The organism is Isoptericola luteus (assembly GCF_020297055.1).
Lineage (GTDB): Bacteria > Actinomycetota > Actinomycetes > Actinomycetales > Cellulomonadaceae > Isoptericola > Isoptericola luteus.
Window position 1 is genome coordinate 1 of record NZ_JAIXCQ010000006.1, and the last position, 14087, is coordinate 14087.

A 14087-nucleotide genomic window follows, 5' to 3' on the forward strand; every position below is an offset into this window, starting at 1 on the left:
CTGATCGCGGCGTTGACCGCGAAGGGGACGTCCACGGTGCGGGGGATCAGCCTGATCGATCGTGGGTACGAGGCGTTCCAGGACAAGCTGGTCGCGCTCGGCGCCGACGTCTCCCGCGACTGAGCACGACCGAGCAACGACCCAGCGCGCACCGATCCGACGGCTCGGCGTCCCGCGGCGCCGGGCCGTCGTCGTGCGAGCGGTAGGCTCTGGCTCCGTGCCGATCGCCCGACCTGACTCCCGTGCCTACCGCGCCGTCGCGGTCGTGGTGCGCAACCTGATGTTCGCGCTGGTTCGCTACGACTGGGACCGCGGGGAGGAGAACCTGCCCCGCGACGGCGGCTTCATCGCTGCCGCGAACCACGTGACCGAGTTCGACGCGCTCACGTTGGCGCACTACATGTTCGACAAGGGCTACGAGCCGCGGATCCTGGCCAAGCGCGGCCTGTTCACGACGCCGCTGGTCGGGTGGGCGCTGCGGGCCACGCGCATGATCCCCGTCGACCGGGGCACCGCGGCCGCCGCCAGGTCCCTCGAGGCAGCCGGAGAACAGCTCGGCGACGGCGCGTGCGTGACGATCCTGCCCGAGGGCACGCTGACGCGGGACCCGGACCTCTGGCCTATGGAGGGAAAGACCGGGCTGGCGCGAATGGCCCTCGCGAGCAAGCTGCCCGTGGTGCCGGTCGCCCAGTGGGGCGCGCACGAGTTCCTGCCCCGGTACGGCCGCGTCCCGCGCCTGTTCGGCCGCAAGAAGACGGTGACCATCGTCGCCGGGCCGCCCGTCGACCTGTCCGACCTGTACGACCGACCCGTCGACTCGCAGGTGCTGCGCCAGGTCACGGACCGCGTCATGGACGCGATCACCGCGCAGCTCGCCGAGATCCGGCAGGAGACGCCGCCCGCCGCGCGCTTCGACCTGCGCAGGCACCCCGAGTACGAGGCCAAGCGCACGACCTACCCGCCTGTGGAGCGCCCGTGACGAACCCGACCACCCCTGCGACACGTGTCGCCGTCCTGGGCTCCGGCTCCTGGGGCACCACCTTCGCGATGGTGCTCGCCGACGCCGGCTGCGACGTCCGCCTCTGGGGGCGCTCCGCCGACGTCGCGGAGGAGGTGACCACGCAGCACACCAACGCCCGGTACCTGCCCGGGATCACGCTGCCCGCGATGACGGGGACAACCGACGCCGCCGAGGCGCTGGCCGACGCGCAGATCGTCGTCGTGGCCGTGCCGTCCCAGGTGGCCCGCGCCACCCTCACCGCGCTGCGCGACCTCGTCGAGCCGGACGCCGTCATCGTCTCGCTGATGAAGGGGGTGGAGCTCGGCACGGACGAGCGCATGAGCCAGGTCATCGTCGAGGCGCTCGACGTCCCGCTGTCGCGCGTCGCCGTCGTGTCCGGCCCCAACCTGGCGCTCGAGATCGCCGAGCGGCAGCCCACGGCGACCGTCGTGGCCTGCATCGACGAGGACGCGGCCAGGTTCGTCGCGGAGGCGTGCTCGAACCCCTACTTCCGCCCGTACACCAACGACGACGTGGTCGGCGTGGAGCTGTGCGGGGCGGTGAAGAACGTCATCGCCCTGGCCGTCGGCATGGCCCAGGGGCGTGGCTTCGGCTCGAACACCATCGCCACCGTGATCACGCGTGGCCTGGTGGAGATCACGCGCCTCGGCCTCGAGCTGGGCGCCGACGCAGCGACCTTCTCCGGCCTCGCAGGCATGGGCGACCTGGTCGCCACGTGCACGTCGCCGCTGTCGCGCAACAACACCCTCGGCCGCCACATCGGCGAGGGCATGTCGCTCGAGGAGGCCGTCACGGCCACCGGGACCACGGCCGAGGGCGCCAAGTCGTGCCGCTCGGTGCTGGACCTGGCGAGCAAGCACGGTGTCGACGTGCCCATCACCTCCGGCGTCGTCTCCGTGCTCTACGACGGCCTGCCTGTCGAGGACATGGCACGTGGCCTGCTCTCGCGTCCGCAGAAGGCGGAGGGCATCGGCGGCTGAGGCCGCCGCACGCCGCGCCGCCCTGGGTGTCGTGCGGGGAACCGACTCGTTGTCGGCTCAGTCGTCGTCGGGTCCGTGCTGGACGTCGACGACGACGCGTGCCGGGTCCTCGAGCGCGAACACGCGGAACGGCAGCGGCTCGCCCGCCTCGCCGTCGTCGACCCCGACGAACGCCGTCGTGTAGCCCTCGAACCAGAAGCGGTAGACGACCTCCTCCACGGCGTCGGTGCCGTCCGGGTCGAGGGTGGCCCCGTCGTACTCGGTAACGTCGCCCTCGGTGGGCACGGCCATGCCCGAGAGCCGCACCTGCAGGATCTTGTCGCCGTCCACGTCGACGGGCTCGCCGCTGCCGTCGTCCGTCGCGCTGTCGACGTACTCCACGCTCCAGCCGGGCGTCCCCGTGCCCTCGAGGTCGAAGACGACGCGGTCGAACCCCTGGTGCGTGCCGACGCGGACGCCGGTCACGACCAGTGCCGCGTCCTGGCTCGCGTCGCCGGTGTCCTTCTCGGCGTTCGCGGGGAACGGGGCGTCCTGCGTGGGCTCGTCGCCGCTCGTGTCGTCGAGCGCTGTGTCGTCGTCGGCGCTGTCGTCCGTGCTGTCGTCCGCGGGACTGGTCGCCGGGCTCGGCGTCGCGCTCGCCTCCGTCGTGGTGGAGGTGGTTCCGTCGGTGCCCGGTGCGTCCGCATCGTCGGCGCACGCGGCGAGCAGCAGGACGGCGGTCGCTCCCACGACGACGCCGGTGCGGGCTCGGGTCAGGCTCCTGGACATCGCGCCTCCGCTCGTGGGGTTCCTCCCTCGACCGTAGACACACCGGCTGGTCACCGCATCGCGACCGGGCCGCCGTCGGCGACGGCCGGCCGCGCGGCGGGCGTCAGCGGGCGGTGCCGGCCAGCGCCTGGTCGAGGTCCGCCCAGAGGTCCTCGACGTCCTCGACCCCCACCGAGAGGCGCAGCAGGTCCTCGGGCACGGTGACGGACTCGGTCGGGAAGCGCCGACGCCGTTCGAGCGTGGACTCGACGCCCCCCAACGACGTCGCCGGCACCCAGAGCCGGAGGGCGGCGACGACGGCGTCCGCGGCGTCCGCCCCGCCCCGGGGGCGCAGGCCGAGGATGGCGCCGAACCCGTTCATCTGCGCGGCCGCGCGGTCGTGGCCCGGGTCGTCGGGCAGCGACGGGTGCCGCACCTCCACCACGGCGGGGTGCGCGGCGAGCCGACGGGCCAGCTCCGCGGCGTTCGCGTTCGCCCGCTCCACCCGCAGGTGCAGCGTGCGCAGGCCGCGCAGTGCCAGCCACACCTCCATCGGGCCGGCGATCGAGCCGTGCAGCGTGCGATAGGCGCGCAGCTCGGCCGCGAGGGCGTCGTCGCGCGTCACCGCCGCGCCGAGGACGACGTCGGAGTGTCCGGCGAGGTACTTGGTCACGGAGTGCACGACGATGTCGGCACCCAGGTCGAGAGGCCGCTGGCCCAGCGGGGTGGCGAACGTGTTGTCGACGACGGACCGTACGCCCCGCTCCCGGGCGGCGGCGAGCAGCACGGGCAGGTCCGCGACCTCGAGCATCGGGTTGGTGGGGGACTCCACGAGCAGCACGTGCGCGCCGTCGAGGGCCGTGAGCACCTGGTCGGTGTCGGCGATGTCCACGCGGCGCACCTCGACGCCGTGTCGCGCGGCGAGGTCGTCGAGGTAGCCCAGCGAGACCTGGTAGGCGTGCCGTGGCGCGACGACCACGCCGGCCGGCGGCACGGCACCGACGGCTGCGACGACCGCGGCCATCCCCGAGCCGAAGACGACGCCGTGCCGTGCGCCCTCGAGCGCCGCCAGCGCCTCCTCGAACGGGTGCCACGTCTCGGTGTCCATGCGCCCGTAGAGCAGGTCGCCGGGGGCGCTGACGCCCTGGTTGACGAACGTGGAGCTGAGCACGACCGGCGGGTTCACCGGGCCGCCCTGCACGCGGTCGGGCCGGCCGGCGGTGACCGCGACGGTGGCGGGGGACAGCGGGCTGGGTGCGTCGTGCGTCATGGTCGCAGCGTACGACGTGGTGCGAGGGCTGGAGCGGCCCGTTCCACCGTGCCGGGGAGAGTTGTCAGGGCCACGTGCAGGTTCCTGTGCACGTGGGCCTGACAACTCGGGGCACCCGGCAATCTGTCAGGGCCACGTGCACGTTTTCGTGGTGCTGGTCCTGACAACTCGCGGCAGGGGGACGGGTCAGCCCGTGTGCGGCTCCACGAGCCGGGCGAGGAGCTCCACCAGCAGCCGCTCGACGAGCGCGGCAGGGAGCGCCTCGACCAGGGCGAGCAGGGGCGCCATCGGGCCCACGCCCCGAGCGGCGCCTGTCCCGTCCACGCCGCCGACACCACCCAGGCCGATGCCCTCCAGCAGCGCGGCGGCGGTCGCGGAGTCGAGGGGACGCCCCGCGTCCAGCGGTGGCAGCGTACCGAGCAGCGCGCCCGCATCGGGGCGCGGGAGGCCGCGCACCTCGTCGGCGGCGCCCGTGAGCACCGGCAGCAGGTCGTCGAGCACCGACGCGGTCACGGGCGTCACCGTGAGATGGGTGGTGTGCGGCAGTCGCGTGCCGTCCGGCTGGGTCAGCGCGGGCTGGGCCTGCAGCACCCAGCCACGGCGCGCGACGGCGTCCGCCCACAGGTGCGGGTCGACGCGCCGCTCCGCCGGGGCGTCGTCGTCCGACGCGACGGCGAGCAACGGGCCCGCCGGCGTGCCGACGACGCGCAGCCCTTCGATTCCCGTCGCGGCGGACGAGCCACCGGACGAGCCACCGACGGCGTCGCGGAGTGCCAGCGTCGCGGTCCGCGCCCGGTCCGCCAGGGTGCCCAGACCGCCGGTGCCCAGGGCCCGCAGGATGGCCCACGACGCGGCGAGCGGCCCACCCGACCGCGAGCCCAGCAGCGTCGGGTTCACCACGGGGTAGCCCGGCCAGCGGGTGGTGGCGAAGTACTGCGCCCGCTGCCGGTCTCGGTCGCGGTGCAGCAGCACCGAGGCGCCCTTGGGGGCGAACGCGTACTTGTGCAGGTCCGCGCTGATGCTGGTGACCCCGGGCACGCGCAGGTCCCACGCGGGCAGGTCCGGCCAGAACGGCAGCGCGAAACCGCCGATGCAGGCGTCGACGTGCAGCGGCAGCCCGGCGCGGGCGGCGAGCTCCGCCACCTGCCCGACCGGGTCGAGCGCCGCGTGCGGGTACGACGGCGCAGAGACGACGACCAGAGCGACGTCGTCCGCGAGTCCGCCGGCGAACCGGGCGCCGATCGTGGCGGCGTCCACCGCGCCCGCCGCCGGGCCGGAGGCGGCCACCGGCACCAGGTCGAGCTCGAGCCCGTACAGGTGCGCCGCCTTCTGGAAGGCCGCGTGCACCGTGACCGGGGCGACCAGTCGCGGGCGGGCCTGGCCCGGCTCGAGCCCGCGGGCCGCGAGCCATGTGTCGCGGGCCGACTGCACGGCCAGCAGGCAGCTCTCCGTGCCGCCGCTGGTCACGGTGCCGACCGTGTCCTCGTCGCCGCCCAGCAGGTCGCGGGCGAAGGCGAGCACGTCACGCTCGAGCGCGGCGACCGAGCCGAACGTCGTCGGGTCCAGGCCGTTGACCGGCTGCATGGCGCGCACCGCCTCGGCGGCGAGCTCGTCGAGCTCGGGCACGCCCGGGTCGTACACGTAGCTGAGCACCCGGCCGCCGTGGGTGGGGGCGTCGTGGGCGCGCAGGGCGGCGAGGGCCGCGAGCACCGTGTCGGGCGCCTCGGCGAGATCCACCCGCGCGGGCGGTGCGGCGGGGGCGGGGGAGTCGGTCACGGGTTCTCCTGGGCGGTCGTGGTCGGTGCGCGGCCGGTGGTGTCGGTGGGGTCGCTCTTCTCGCCTCCGACGGTGTCCCCGCCACCGCCGTCGTCATCGATGTCGGCCCGGCGCAGCGGGTAGCGCGCCAGCGGTACCAGGCTCAGCGCGACCAGGAGCGCCGGCACGACGCTGAAGCCCGCGACGACGCCGACGACGGCGGACGCGGGCTGGGTGACGGACTGGACGTCCGTCGAGGCGACGTAGCCGGTCGCGGCGAGGACGGCGGTGAGCAGCGTGGTGCCGAGCGCCATGCCGGTCGTCTCGCCCGCGGTCCACACGCCGCCGAAGGTCCCGGCCCGCCCGGTGCCGCGCGTCCGGGCATCGTGCGCGATGACGTCGGGCAGCATCGCCATCGGCAGCGCCTGCATGCCGGAGTACGCGCCGCCGGCGGCGGCGACCGGCACGTAGACCCAGGCGCCCGGCGCCCAGGCGAGACCGACGAGCGCGAGCGCCGCGACGAGGAACACCGCCGAGGCCAGCCCGAACGCCCGCTCCTTGCCGACGCGGCGCGCGACCCGCCCCCACAGGGGCGTGCAGACCAGCGCCGGGCCCACGAGCGCGACGAACAGGAACGTCACGGCGGCGGTGTCGCGGAGCACCCAGGTGGCCACGTACTGGGCGGCGGCGAGCATCGCTCCGGTGGCGAGCGCCTGGAGCACGAACGCGGCCAGCAGCGTGCGGAAGGGCCGGCTGGTGCGCAGCAGCGCCACGCCGTCCCGGTAGTGGGTGAGCACGTGGTGCCCGGGCGCCGGGTCCCCGGTCGGTGCCGCGAGCGCCCCGGCGGAACGCTCCACGGTGGACGAGACCAGCATCGCCGCCCCGAGGACGAGCGCAGCGGCCGCCGCCATCACCAGGTAGCCGAGCCGTTCGTCGTCGCCGCCGAGCTCTCGCAGGGCCGGACCGCCGCCGCCGAACAGCAGGATCGCCGCGGAGAGGACCACGACGCGCGCGGTCAGCAGGCGGGTGCGGGCGTCGTAGGTGCCGGCGATCTCCGCGGGCAGCGCGATGTAGGGCACCTGGAACAAGCTGAACGCCGTCGCGGCGAGCAGAAACGCGCCCAGCACCCACAGTGCGCTCGCGGCCGGGGCCAGCCCTGCCGGGACGGCGAACGTGAGCAGGAAGAACAGCGGGAGGGCGACGCCGCCCGCGACCATGAGCCGCCGTCGCCGGCCGGTGGTGGCGCGCTCGCGGTCGCTCGCCGCGCCGATCACCGGGTCGACGAGGACGTCCCAGACCTTGGCCGCGGTGACCAGCAGCCCGGCGACGCCGGCGGCCACGCCGAGCGTGTCGGTGAGGTAGAAGACCAGGACGAGCCCCGGCAGGGTGCCGAAGCCGCCGGTCCCCACGGAGCCGACGGCGTACCGGGCGACAGTGCCCCTGGCCAAGGTCATGACGCGGGATCCTAGCCCCGCCCGGCCCCGACCTGTCAGGTCCAGGTGCACGGAATCATGCACGTGAGCCTGACAGCTCTCGGGCGCTCGGACCTGTCAGGTCCAGGTGCACGGAATCATGCACGTGAGCCTGACAGCTCGCCAGGGAGGTCAGGCGAGCGGGCCCAGGACGGACTGCGCCACCGTGGAGTGCGCGGACTCGTCGTCGGACGGGTGGAAGATCCCCGCGAGCACGTCGCGGTACAGGCGGCCGAGCTCGGAGCGGTTGAAGTACGTGGAGCCGCCCGAGCAGCGGATGGCCTCGTCCACCACCTGCCGCGCGGTCTCGGTGACGCGCACCTTGAGACCCGCCGTCGAGCGGAAGTAGCCGGCGCCGGACCCGGACCGCACGTCGACCTGCGCGTCGACCTCGCCCGCGACCATGTCGAGCTGCGGCCACAGGCCGTCGAGCGCCAGCGCGGCCGTGGCGATGCGCCAGCGGATGTCCGGGTCCTGCGCGTACGTCTTGCCGGTCTTCATCGAGCGGCGCTTGTTCACGGTCTCGACGGCGAGCGTCAGCGCCCGGTCGGCGATCCCGAGGTACACGCTCGCGAGCAGGATCTCGAACGACGTGAAGATGCCGAGCACGTACGGGTCGAGGCTGGGCCCGGGCGCGATGCGGCGCAGCACACGGTCCGCGGGGGCGTGGGCGCCGTCGAGCACCGTGGTGCAGGACTGCGAGGCACGCATGCCGAGGGTGTCCCAGTCGTCCTTGATCTCGAACCCGCCGCCGTCGCGCGTGATGAACGCGTGCACGATGCGCGGGTCGTCGGGGTCCGTCTCCTCGTCGAGGCCCATGACGCCGAGGCGCGTCCAGCCGGGCGAGTTGGACGTGAAGATCTTGGTGCCGTGGAACGCGTACCCGCCCTCGCCGTCGGGACGGGCCTGCGTGCGCGATCCCAGCAGCACCAGGTCGTTGCCCGCCTCGGAGTAGCCGAAGCCGAACACCTCGCCGCGCGCGGCCTCGGTGAGCAGCCAGTCGAGCGAGCCGTCGCCGCGCTCGTGCAGGTACCGGGCCACACCCACCCAGACGTGGTGCATGTTCACGGCCAGCGCGGTGGCGGGGGCCGCCCCGGCGAGGCGGGCCTGCTCCCGGGCGGCCTCGCGAAGCGTCAGCCCGGCGCCGCCGAGGTGCTCGGGGACCATCGCCGCCAGGTATCCCGTCGCCTTGAGGTCCTCGAGGTCCTCGGTGAAGAACGAGTTCTCGCGGTCGTGGGTCGCGGCGCGGCCGCGGATGGTCTCCAGCAGCTCCTCGGTGAGGATCTGGCGGGGCGGGGTGAACGGTGAGGCGGCTGAGGGCGCGGGCATGGGTTCACCGTAGCCCGCACCCTCGCTCTCAGTCGTCCGTCCCGGGCCCGACGGCGGCCGCGCCCCCGGGTGCCGGCAGCAGCCTGCGCAGCACGTCGGAGAGGGTGACGACGCCGACCGTGCGGCCCTCGCGCGTGACCAGCGCGAGCTGCTCCCCGGCCTCGCGCAGACGGGCCAGCGCCGCGTGCACCGTCGTCGTCGCGTCGAGCACGACGGGCTCGCGCGCGATGTCCGCGACCGGGGCGGCGTCGTCGAGCAGGAGCGTGTCGCGCACGTGCACCACGCCACCCGCCCCGCCGGCACCGACAGGGCTGGGGTCGTCGGGCGTGCCCAGCAGGATGCGCAGGTGCCCGGACGTCACGGACGCCGCCCGCACGTCGGCCGCCGTCGCGCTCGCGGGGACCGCCGTCGGGCGGGCACCCGCGGGCACGAGCGCCTCCACGGTGAGCGTCTGCAGCTCCAGCGCGCCGGAGATCTGCGTCGAGTACGACGCGTCGAGCGACCCGACGTTGGCGGAGTGCTCCACCAGGTGGCGCAGCGTCGCGGGGTCGTGACCGACCGCGACGTGGTCCACGGGCTCGACGCCCACCGCCCGCAGGCAGCGGTTCGCCAGCGCGTTGAGCCAGCGCAGCACGGGGCGGGTCGCCCACATGAACGCCCGCATCGGCAGCGCGAGCAGCGTCGCCGACCGCTCCGGGTGGGCGATGGCCCACGACTTCGGCGCCATCTCGCCCACCACCAGGTGCAGGAACGTCACGATGATCAGCGCCAGCACGAAACCGGCGACGTCGGCGACCCAGGACGGCGCGCCCCAGGTGGCGAACAGCGGGGTCAGCCAGTGGTGCACGGCAGGCTTGGTCACGGCGCCGAGCGCGAGGGTGCAGGCCGTGATGCCGAGCTGGGAGCCGGCGAGCAGCAGGGTCAGCTCGGAGGAGCTGCGCAACGCGGCGCGGGCCGAGCGGCTGTTCGGCGCGGCGTCCTCCAGGCGGTGTCGGCGGGCGCCAAGGAGGGCGAACTCGACGGCGACGAAGAACGCGCTCAGCGCGATGATCGCGACGGTCGCGACGAGGACGGTCCAGGGGTTGCTCATCGGCCCTCCTCCTGCGTGGTGGCGGTGCTCTCGCCGGCGCCGGTGAGCGGGGCGGCCCCGGTGCGCTCGACCAGGTGGCACCGCACGTGGTGCGGCACGTGGCGCTCGACGCTCAGCACCTCGACGTCGAGCCACCGGGTGACGGGCTCGTCGAGGACGAGGTCGGCCGCCTCGGGCGGCAGGTCGATGCGCACCGTGTCCCCGGCGCGCGGCAGGGCGCCGTGCCGGGAGATCACCAGGCCCGAGACCGTCTCGTGGTCGCCGCGCGGCAGGTCGTGCCCGATGGCGCGCTCGGCCTCGTCGAGGTGGACGTCGCCGCCCATCACCCAGGTGGCGTCGCCGGTGGCAGTGACCGTCGCGGGCTGCGCCACGTCGTGCTCGTCCGTGATCTCGCCCACCAGCTCCTCCGCCAGGTCCTCGAGGGTGAGGACGCCGGCGAAGCCGCCGTACTCGTCGACGACGACGGCGAGCTGGTTGCGGGCGCGGGTGAGCTCCGTCAGCGCGGTGGGCAGCAGCATGAGGGTGGGGAGCACCGTCACCGGCTGCATCATCTCGACGACGGGCGCGTCGTCCGGCAACGGGGTGCGCAGCAGGTCGGCGAGCTGGACCACGCCGAGCGCCTGGTCCTCGTCGTCGACCACGGGATAGCGGGAGTGCCCGCCCGCCATGAGCCGGCGCAGCTCGCCGACGCTCAGGTCCGGCGCGACCGTGCCCACCCGGGACCGGGGGATCATCGCGTGCTCGACGTCCTGCTGCGGGAAGTCGAGGATGCGGTCGAGCAGCACCGAGAGCTCGTCGGGCAGGTCCCCGCTGGTGCGGGAGTCCGCCACGATGTGCTCGAGGTCGCGCGCCGTGGCGGAGTGCTCGACGTCGTGCACCGGCTCGATGCGCAGCAGGCGCAGCAGGGCGTTGGACGCCCGGTCGAAGACGGCGATGAGCCAGCCGAGCACGGTGAGGTACGCGGTCGTGGAGGCCGCGAGGCTCCGGGCCGTGGGCTCGGGACGGGCGATCGCGAGATTCTTCGGGAACAGCTCACCGAAGAGCATCTGCACGAGCGTGGAGACCAGCAGGGCCACGACGGTGCCGACCGCGACGCCGACGCCGGTCGGGACGCCGACGCCGCCGAGCAGGGTGCCCAGCGCGTCGCCCACGAGGGGCTCCGCGACGTAGCCGACCAGCAGGCCGGTCACGGTGATGCCGAGCTGGGCGCCCGACAGCACGAAGGAGGTGCGGCGCGTGACCGCCAGGGCGCGCGCGGCGGTCGCGTCTCCGGCCTCCGCGGCGGCGGCGAGCCGGGACCGGTCCACCGTCATGTAGGCGAACTCCTGGGCGACGAAGTACGCCGTCACGGCGGTGATCGCGAGGATCACGACGACGCCGGCCAGGAGGCTCAGGACCGCGCTCATCGGGGCACCGCCCCGGGACTATGACTGGGGTCGTCGGCGGCCGGGGGGTCGTCCGCGGCCGCGGGTCTCAGGGTCGTCGTCTCTGGCACGTCCATCCCAACGAGGCTCCCGCCCGTGCGGTTCCCGCGGCTATGCTCCCGGCCACCACGGTCGACGAGGACCGTGCCGTACGGAGAGGTAGTGCCATGGTCATCCGCAGCCCCCACCCCGACGTCGAGATCCCCGACGTGACGATCTACGACTTCCTCTTCGACGGCCTGGACGACGCCGACCTGGACCACCCTGCGGTGATCGACGGACCGTCGGGCGCGGTGACCTCCTACGGGGCGCTGCGCGCGCAGGTCGACGCGGTCGCGGGGGCGGTGGCGGCCCGTGGGTACGGCGTCGGGGACGTCGTCGCGCTGCACAGCCCGAACGTCCCCGCGTTCGTCACCGTCTTCCACGGACTGCTGCGCGCGGGCGTCACGGTGACCACGATCAACGCGCTCGCCACCGGGGCGGAGGTCGGCAAGCAGCTCAAGGCCTCCGGCGCGCGGGCGCTCGTCACCGTCTCGCCGCTGCTCGACGCCGCGCGGGCGGGGGCGTCGGCCGTGGGCTTCGGGTCGGACGACGTCGTGGTGCTCGACGGCGCCGAGGGGCACCCGTCGCTGCGCGACCTGCTCACGTCGGGCAAGCCGGCGCCGGACGTCACGTTCGACCCGGCGACGCACCTCGCGGTGCTCCCGTACTCGTCCGGGACGACGGGGCTGCCCAAGGGCGTCATGCTCACGCACCGCAACCTCGTGGCGAACGTCGTGCAGGGGGAGCCGTACATCCCGCTCGGCCCGGACGACGTGATCCCGGCCGTGCTGCCGTTCTTCCACATCTACGGCATGACGGTGCTCATGAACGGCGCGATCTACCAGCGCTCGACGCTCGTCACACTGCCGCGGTTCGACCTGGCGCAGTACCTGCAGGTCATCGAGGACCACCGGGCCACCGTGCTGTTCGTCGCGCCGCCGATCGCGCTGGCCCTGGCCAAGCACCCGGCCGCCGCCGGCCGCGACCTGTCGAGCGTGCGGATCCTCATGTCGGGCGCGGCGCCGTTCGACGAGCAGCTCGCCGCCGCCGTGGGGCGGCGGCTGCCTGCGGCGCGGGTGATGCAGGGCTACGGGATGTCGGAGATGTCGCCGGTCTCGCACGTCATCCCGGCCGGCAGCACCGGAATCTCCGCCGGGTCGGTGGGGCTGCTCGTGCCGAACATGGAGGCGCGGATCGTCGACCCGGCCACCGGCGAGGAGATCCACCAGCCCGCCGAGGGGGTCAGCGCCCCGGGCGAGCTGCTGTGCAAGGGGCCGAACGTCATGGTCGGCTACCTCGCCGACGAGCAGTCGACCGCCGACACCCTCACCCGCGACGGGTTCCTGCACACCGGCGACATCGTCACCGTCGACGCGGACGGCGCGTTCTACGTCGTCGACCGGCTCAAGGAGCTCATCAAGCACAAGGGGTACCAGGTGGCCCCGGCCGAGCTGGAGGCGCTGCTGCTGACGCACCCCGAGATCGCGGACGCCGCCGTCATCGGCGTCCCCGACACCGAGGCGGGGGAGGTGCCGAAGGCGTTCGTGGTGCGCGCCCCGGGGAGCGAGCTCACCGCCGACGGCGTCCAGTCGTTCGTGGCGGAGCAGGTCGCCCCGTACAAGAAGGTGCGCGTCGTGGAGTTCGTCGAGGCGATCCCCAAGTCGTCCGCGGGCAAGATCCTCCGCAAGGAGCTCCGCGCCCGCTGACCGCCCGCTCACAGCAGAGGTGGTGGTCCGGTAGGGTCGGCGGCGATGTCCGACGCCACGACCGCACCCGTTCCCGCCGTCCCCGCAGACGCCGTCCCGCCCCGCCGGGTGCGCGTCGCGCTGCTGTTCGGCGGGCGCTCGGGGGAGCACGCCATCTCCGCCTCGACCGCCGCCGGGGTGCTGCGTGCCATCGACCGCGACCGCTACGACGTGGTGCCCGTCGGCATCACCCGCGCGGGCCGCTGGGTGGTGGCCGCCGACGACCCGGCCCGCTGGCAGATCACCGACGGGCGGCTGCCCGAGGTGACGGCCGACTCGGGCGCCGAGGTGCTGCTGTCCCTCACGCAGGGCGAGCGCACGCTGCGTACGCTCGAGCCGGGCCAGGTGCCGGCGGTGCTGGGCGAGGTCGACGTCGTCTTCCCGCTGCTGCACGGCCCGTTCGGCGAGGACGGCACCGTGCAGGGTCTGCTCGAGCTCGCGGACGTGCACTACGTGGGCGCGGGCGTGCTCGCCTCCGCCGTCGGCATGGACAAGCACTTCATGAAGCTCGTGCTCGCCGGCCAGGGGCTGGCCGTCGGGCCGTACACCGTCATCCGCCCGGGGGACTGGGCGCGGGACCGGCAGGCGTGCCTCGAGGCCGTCGAGCCGCTCGGGCTGCCGCTGTTCGTCAAGCCGGCGCGCGCCGGGTCGTCGCTCGGCATCACCCGCGTCGACGACCTCGCGGACCTGGAGGCCGCCGTCGAGGCCGCGCGCGAGCACGACCCCAAGGTGATCGTGGAGGCCGGCATCGACGGCCGCGAGATCGAGTGCGCCGTGCTGGGCGGCCGCGCCGGCGCCGGCCCGCGCGCCTCCCTGCCGGGCGAGATCGTCGTCGACCACGGCAGCCACGCGTTCTACGACTTCGAGGCGAAGTACCTCGACGAGGCCCACGTCGACCTGCGGTGCCCGGCGGAGCTGCCGCAGCACGTCATCGACGAGATCCGCGAGGTCGCCGTGCGCACCTTCGAGGCGGTGGGCGCCGAGGGCCTGTCGCGGGTGGACGTGTTCGTCACGCCCGACGAGCGGGTGATCGTCAACGAGATCAACACCATGCCGGGCTTCACGCCGTTCTCGATGTACCCGCGCATGTGGGAGGCATCGGGGGTCACCTACCCCGAGCTGGTCGACGAGCTGATCCAGCTCGCCCTCGAGCGGCCCACCGGCCTGCGCTGACCGCTCAGGGCAGCAGGCTCTCGCCGGGCGCGACGATCG

At 74.3% G+C, this 14087-nt stretch carries 11 protein-coding genes; 4 read left to right on the plus strand and 7 right to left on the minus strand.

What is annotated here, in order from left to right; translation table 11 throughout:
• Positions 1 to 217: 217 nt before the first annotated feature.
• Both LEP48_RS09860 and LEP48_RS09865 read left to right on the plus strand, forming a co-directional pair.
• Positions 218 to 979 carry a lysophospholipid acyltransferase family protein gene (locus LEP48_RS09860; RefSeq protein WP_225565427.1) on the plus strand — a complete coding sequence of 254 codons (762 nt, stop codon included), beginning with the start codon at positions 218 to 220 and terminating at the stop codon, positions 977 to 979.
• 68 nt (positions 980 to 1047) lie between these two features.
• Positions 1048 to 2001 carry an NAD(P)H-dependent glycerol-3-phosphate dehydrogenase gene (locus LEP48_RS09865; RefSeq protein ID WP_422723829.1) on the plus strand — a complete coding sequence of 318 codons (954 nt, stop codon included), beginning with the start codon at positions 1048 to 1050 and terminating at the stop codon, positions 1999 to 2001.
• A gap of 57 nt (positions 2002 to 2058) precedes the next feature.
• Here LEP48_RS09865 and LEP48_RS09870 read toward each other — a convergent pair whose 3' ends face one another.
• From LEP48_RS09870 to LEP48_RS09900, 7 genes are all read right to left on the minus strand, one after another.
• Positions 2059 to 2769: an AMIN-like domain-containing (lipo)protein gene (locus tag LEP48_RS09870; RefSeq protein WP_225565429.1), complete on the minus strand. Its 711-nt coding sequence runs from the start codon at positions 2767 to 2769 to the stop codon at positions 2059 to 2061.
• Positions 2770 to 2872: 103 nt separating this feature from the next.
• On the minus strand, positions 2873 to 4018 hold the full coding sequence (locus tag LEP48_RS09875) for a trans-sulfuration enzyme family protein (RefSeq protein ID WP_225565430.1): 1146 nt from the start codon (positions 4016 to 4018) through the stop codon (positions 2873 to 2875).
• A 186-nt stretch (positions 4019 to 4204) separates the two neighbouring features.
• Positions 4205 to 5794: a pyridoxal phosphate-dependent decarboxylase family protein gene (locus tag LEP48_RS09880; protein ID WP_225565431.1), complete on the minus strand. Its 1590-nt coding sequence runs from the start codon at positions 5792 to 5794 to the stop codon at positions 4205 to 4207.
• A complete protein-coding gene (locus LEP48_RS09885) occupies positions 5791 to 7227 on the minus strand; it encodes an MFS transporter (protein WP_225565432.1) in 1437 nt (478 codons plus the stop codon). The genes LEP48_RS09880 and LEP48_RS09885 overlap by 4 nt, the downstream gene beginning before the upstream one ends.
• Positions 7228 to 7377: 150 nt before the next feature.
• Entirely contained in the window at positions 7378 to 8574 is a 1197-nt protein-coding gene (locus LEP48_RS09890; RefSeq protein WP_225565433.1) for an acyl-CoA dehydrogenase family protein, read from the minus strand.
• A 28-nt stretch (positions 8575 to 8602) separates the two neighbouring features.
• Positions 8603 to 9664: a hemolysin family protein gene (locus LEP48_RS09895; protein WP_225565434.1), complete on the minus strand. Its 1062-nt coding sequence runs from the start codon at positions 9662 to 9664 to the stop codon at positions 8603 to 8605.
• Complete coding sequence (locus LEP48_RS09900; RefSeq protein WP_225565435.1) at positions 9661 to 11070, minus strand: hemolysin family protein; 1410 nt, start codon at positions 11068 to 11070, stop codon at positions 9661 to 9663. The genes LEP48_RS09895 and LEP48_RS09900 overlap by 4 nt, the downstream gene beginning before the upstream one ends.
• 185 nt (positions 11071 to 11255) lie before the next feature.
• On the opposite strand from LEP48_RS09900, the gene LEP48_RS09905 reads away from it, so the two are divergent.
• Both LEP48_RS09905 and LEP48_RS09910 read left to right on the plus strand, forming a co-directional pair.
• On the plus strand, positions 11256 to 12836 hold the full coding sequence (locus LEP48_RS09905; RefSeq protein ID WP_225565436.1) for an AMP-binding protein: 1581 nt from the start codon (positions 11256 to 11258) through the stop codon (positions 12834 to 12836).
• Positions 12837 to 12881: 45 nt separating this feature from the next.
• The gene (locus LEP48_RS09910; protein ID WP_225565437.1) at positions 12882 to 14048 is read left to right on the plus strand and encodes a D-alanine--D-alanine ligase family protein; all 1167 of its coding nucleotides are present in this window, start codon (positions 12882 to 12884) and stop codon (positions 14046 to 14048) included.
• Positions 14049 to 14087: the final 39 nt, after the last annotated feature.

What these genes read in the sequence shown, in the direction of transcription:
- LEP48_RS09885 (WP_225565432.1), bottom strand. Translation starts at nt 7,227, where the DNA reads ATGACCTTGGCCAGGGGCACTGTCGCCCGGTACGCCGTCGGCTCCGTG.
- LEP48_RS09895 (WP_225565434.1), bottom strand. Translation starts at nt 9,664, where the DNA reads ATGAGCAACCCCTGGACCGTCCTCGTCGCGACCGTCGCGATCATCGCG.
- LEP48_RS09890 (WP_225565433.1), bottom strand. Translation starts at nt 8,574, where the DNA reads ATGCCCGCGCCCTCAGCCGCCTCACCGTTCACCCCGCCCCGCCAGATC.
- LEP48_RS09900 (WP_225565435.1), bottom strand. Translation starts at nt 11,070, where the DNA reads ATGAGCGCGGTCCTGAGCCTCCTGGCCGGCGTCGTCGTGATCCTCGCG.
- LEP48_RS09875 (WP_225565430.1), bottom strand. Translation starts at nt 4,018, where the DNA reads ATGACGCACGACGCACCCAGCCCGCTGTCCCCCGCCACCGTCGCGGTC.
- LEP48_RS09870 (WP_225565429.1), bottom strand. Translation starts at nt 2,769, where the DNA reads ATGTCCAGGAGCCTGACCCGAGCCCGCACCGGCGTCGTCGTGGGAGCG.
- LEP48_RS09905 (WP_225565436.1), top strand. Translation starts at nt 11,256, where the DNA reads ATGGTCATCCGCAGCCCCCACCCCGACGTCGAGATCCCCGACGTGACG.
- LEP48_RS09910 (WP_225565437.1), top strand. Translation starts at nt 12,882, where the DNA reads ATGTCCGACGCCACGACCGCACCCGTTCCCGCCGTCCCCGCAGACGCC.
- LEP48_RS09865 (WP_422723829.1), top strand. Translation starts at nt 1,048, where the DNA reads ATGGTGCTCGCCGACGCCGGCTGCGACGTCCGCCTCTGGGGGCGCTCC.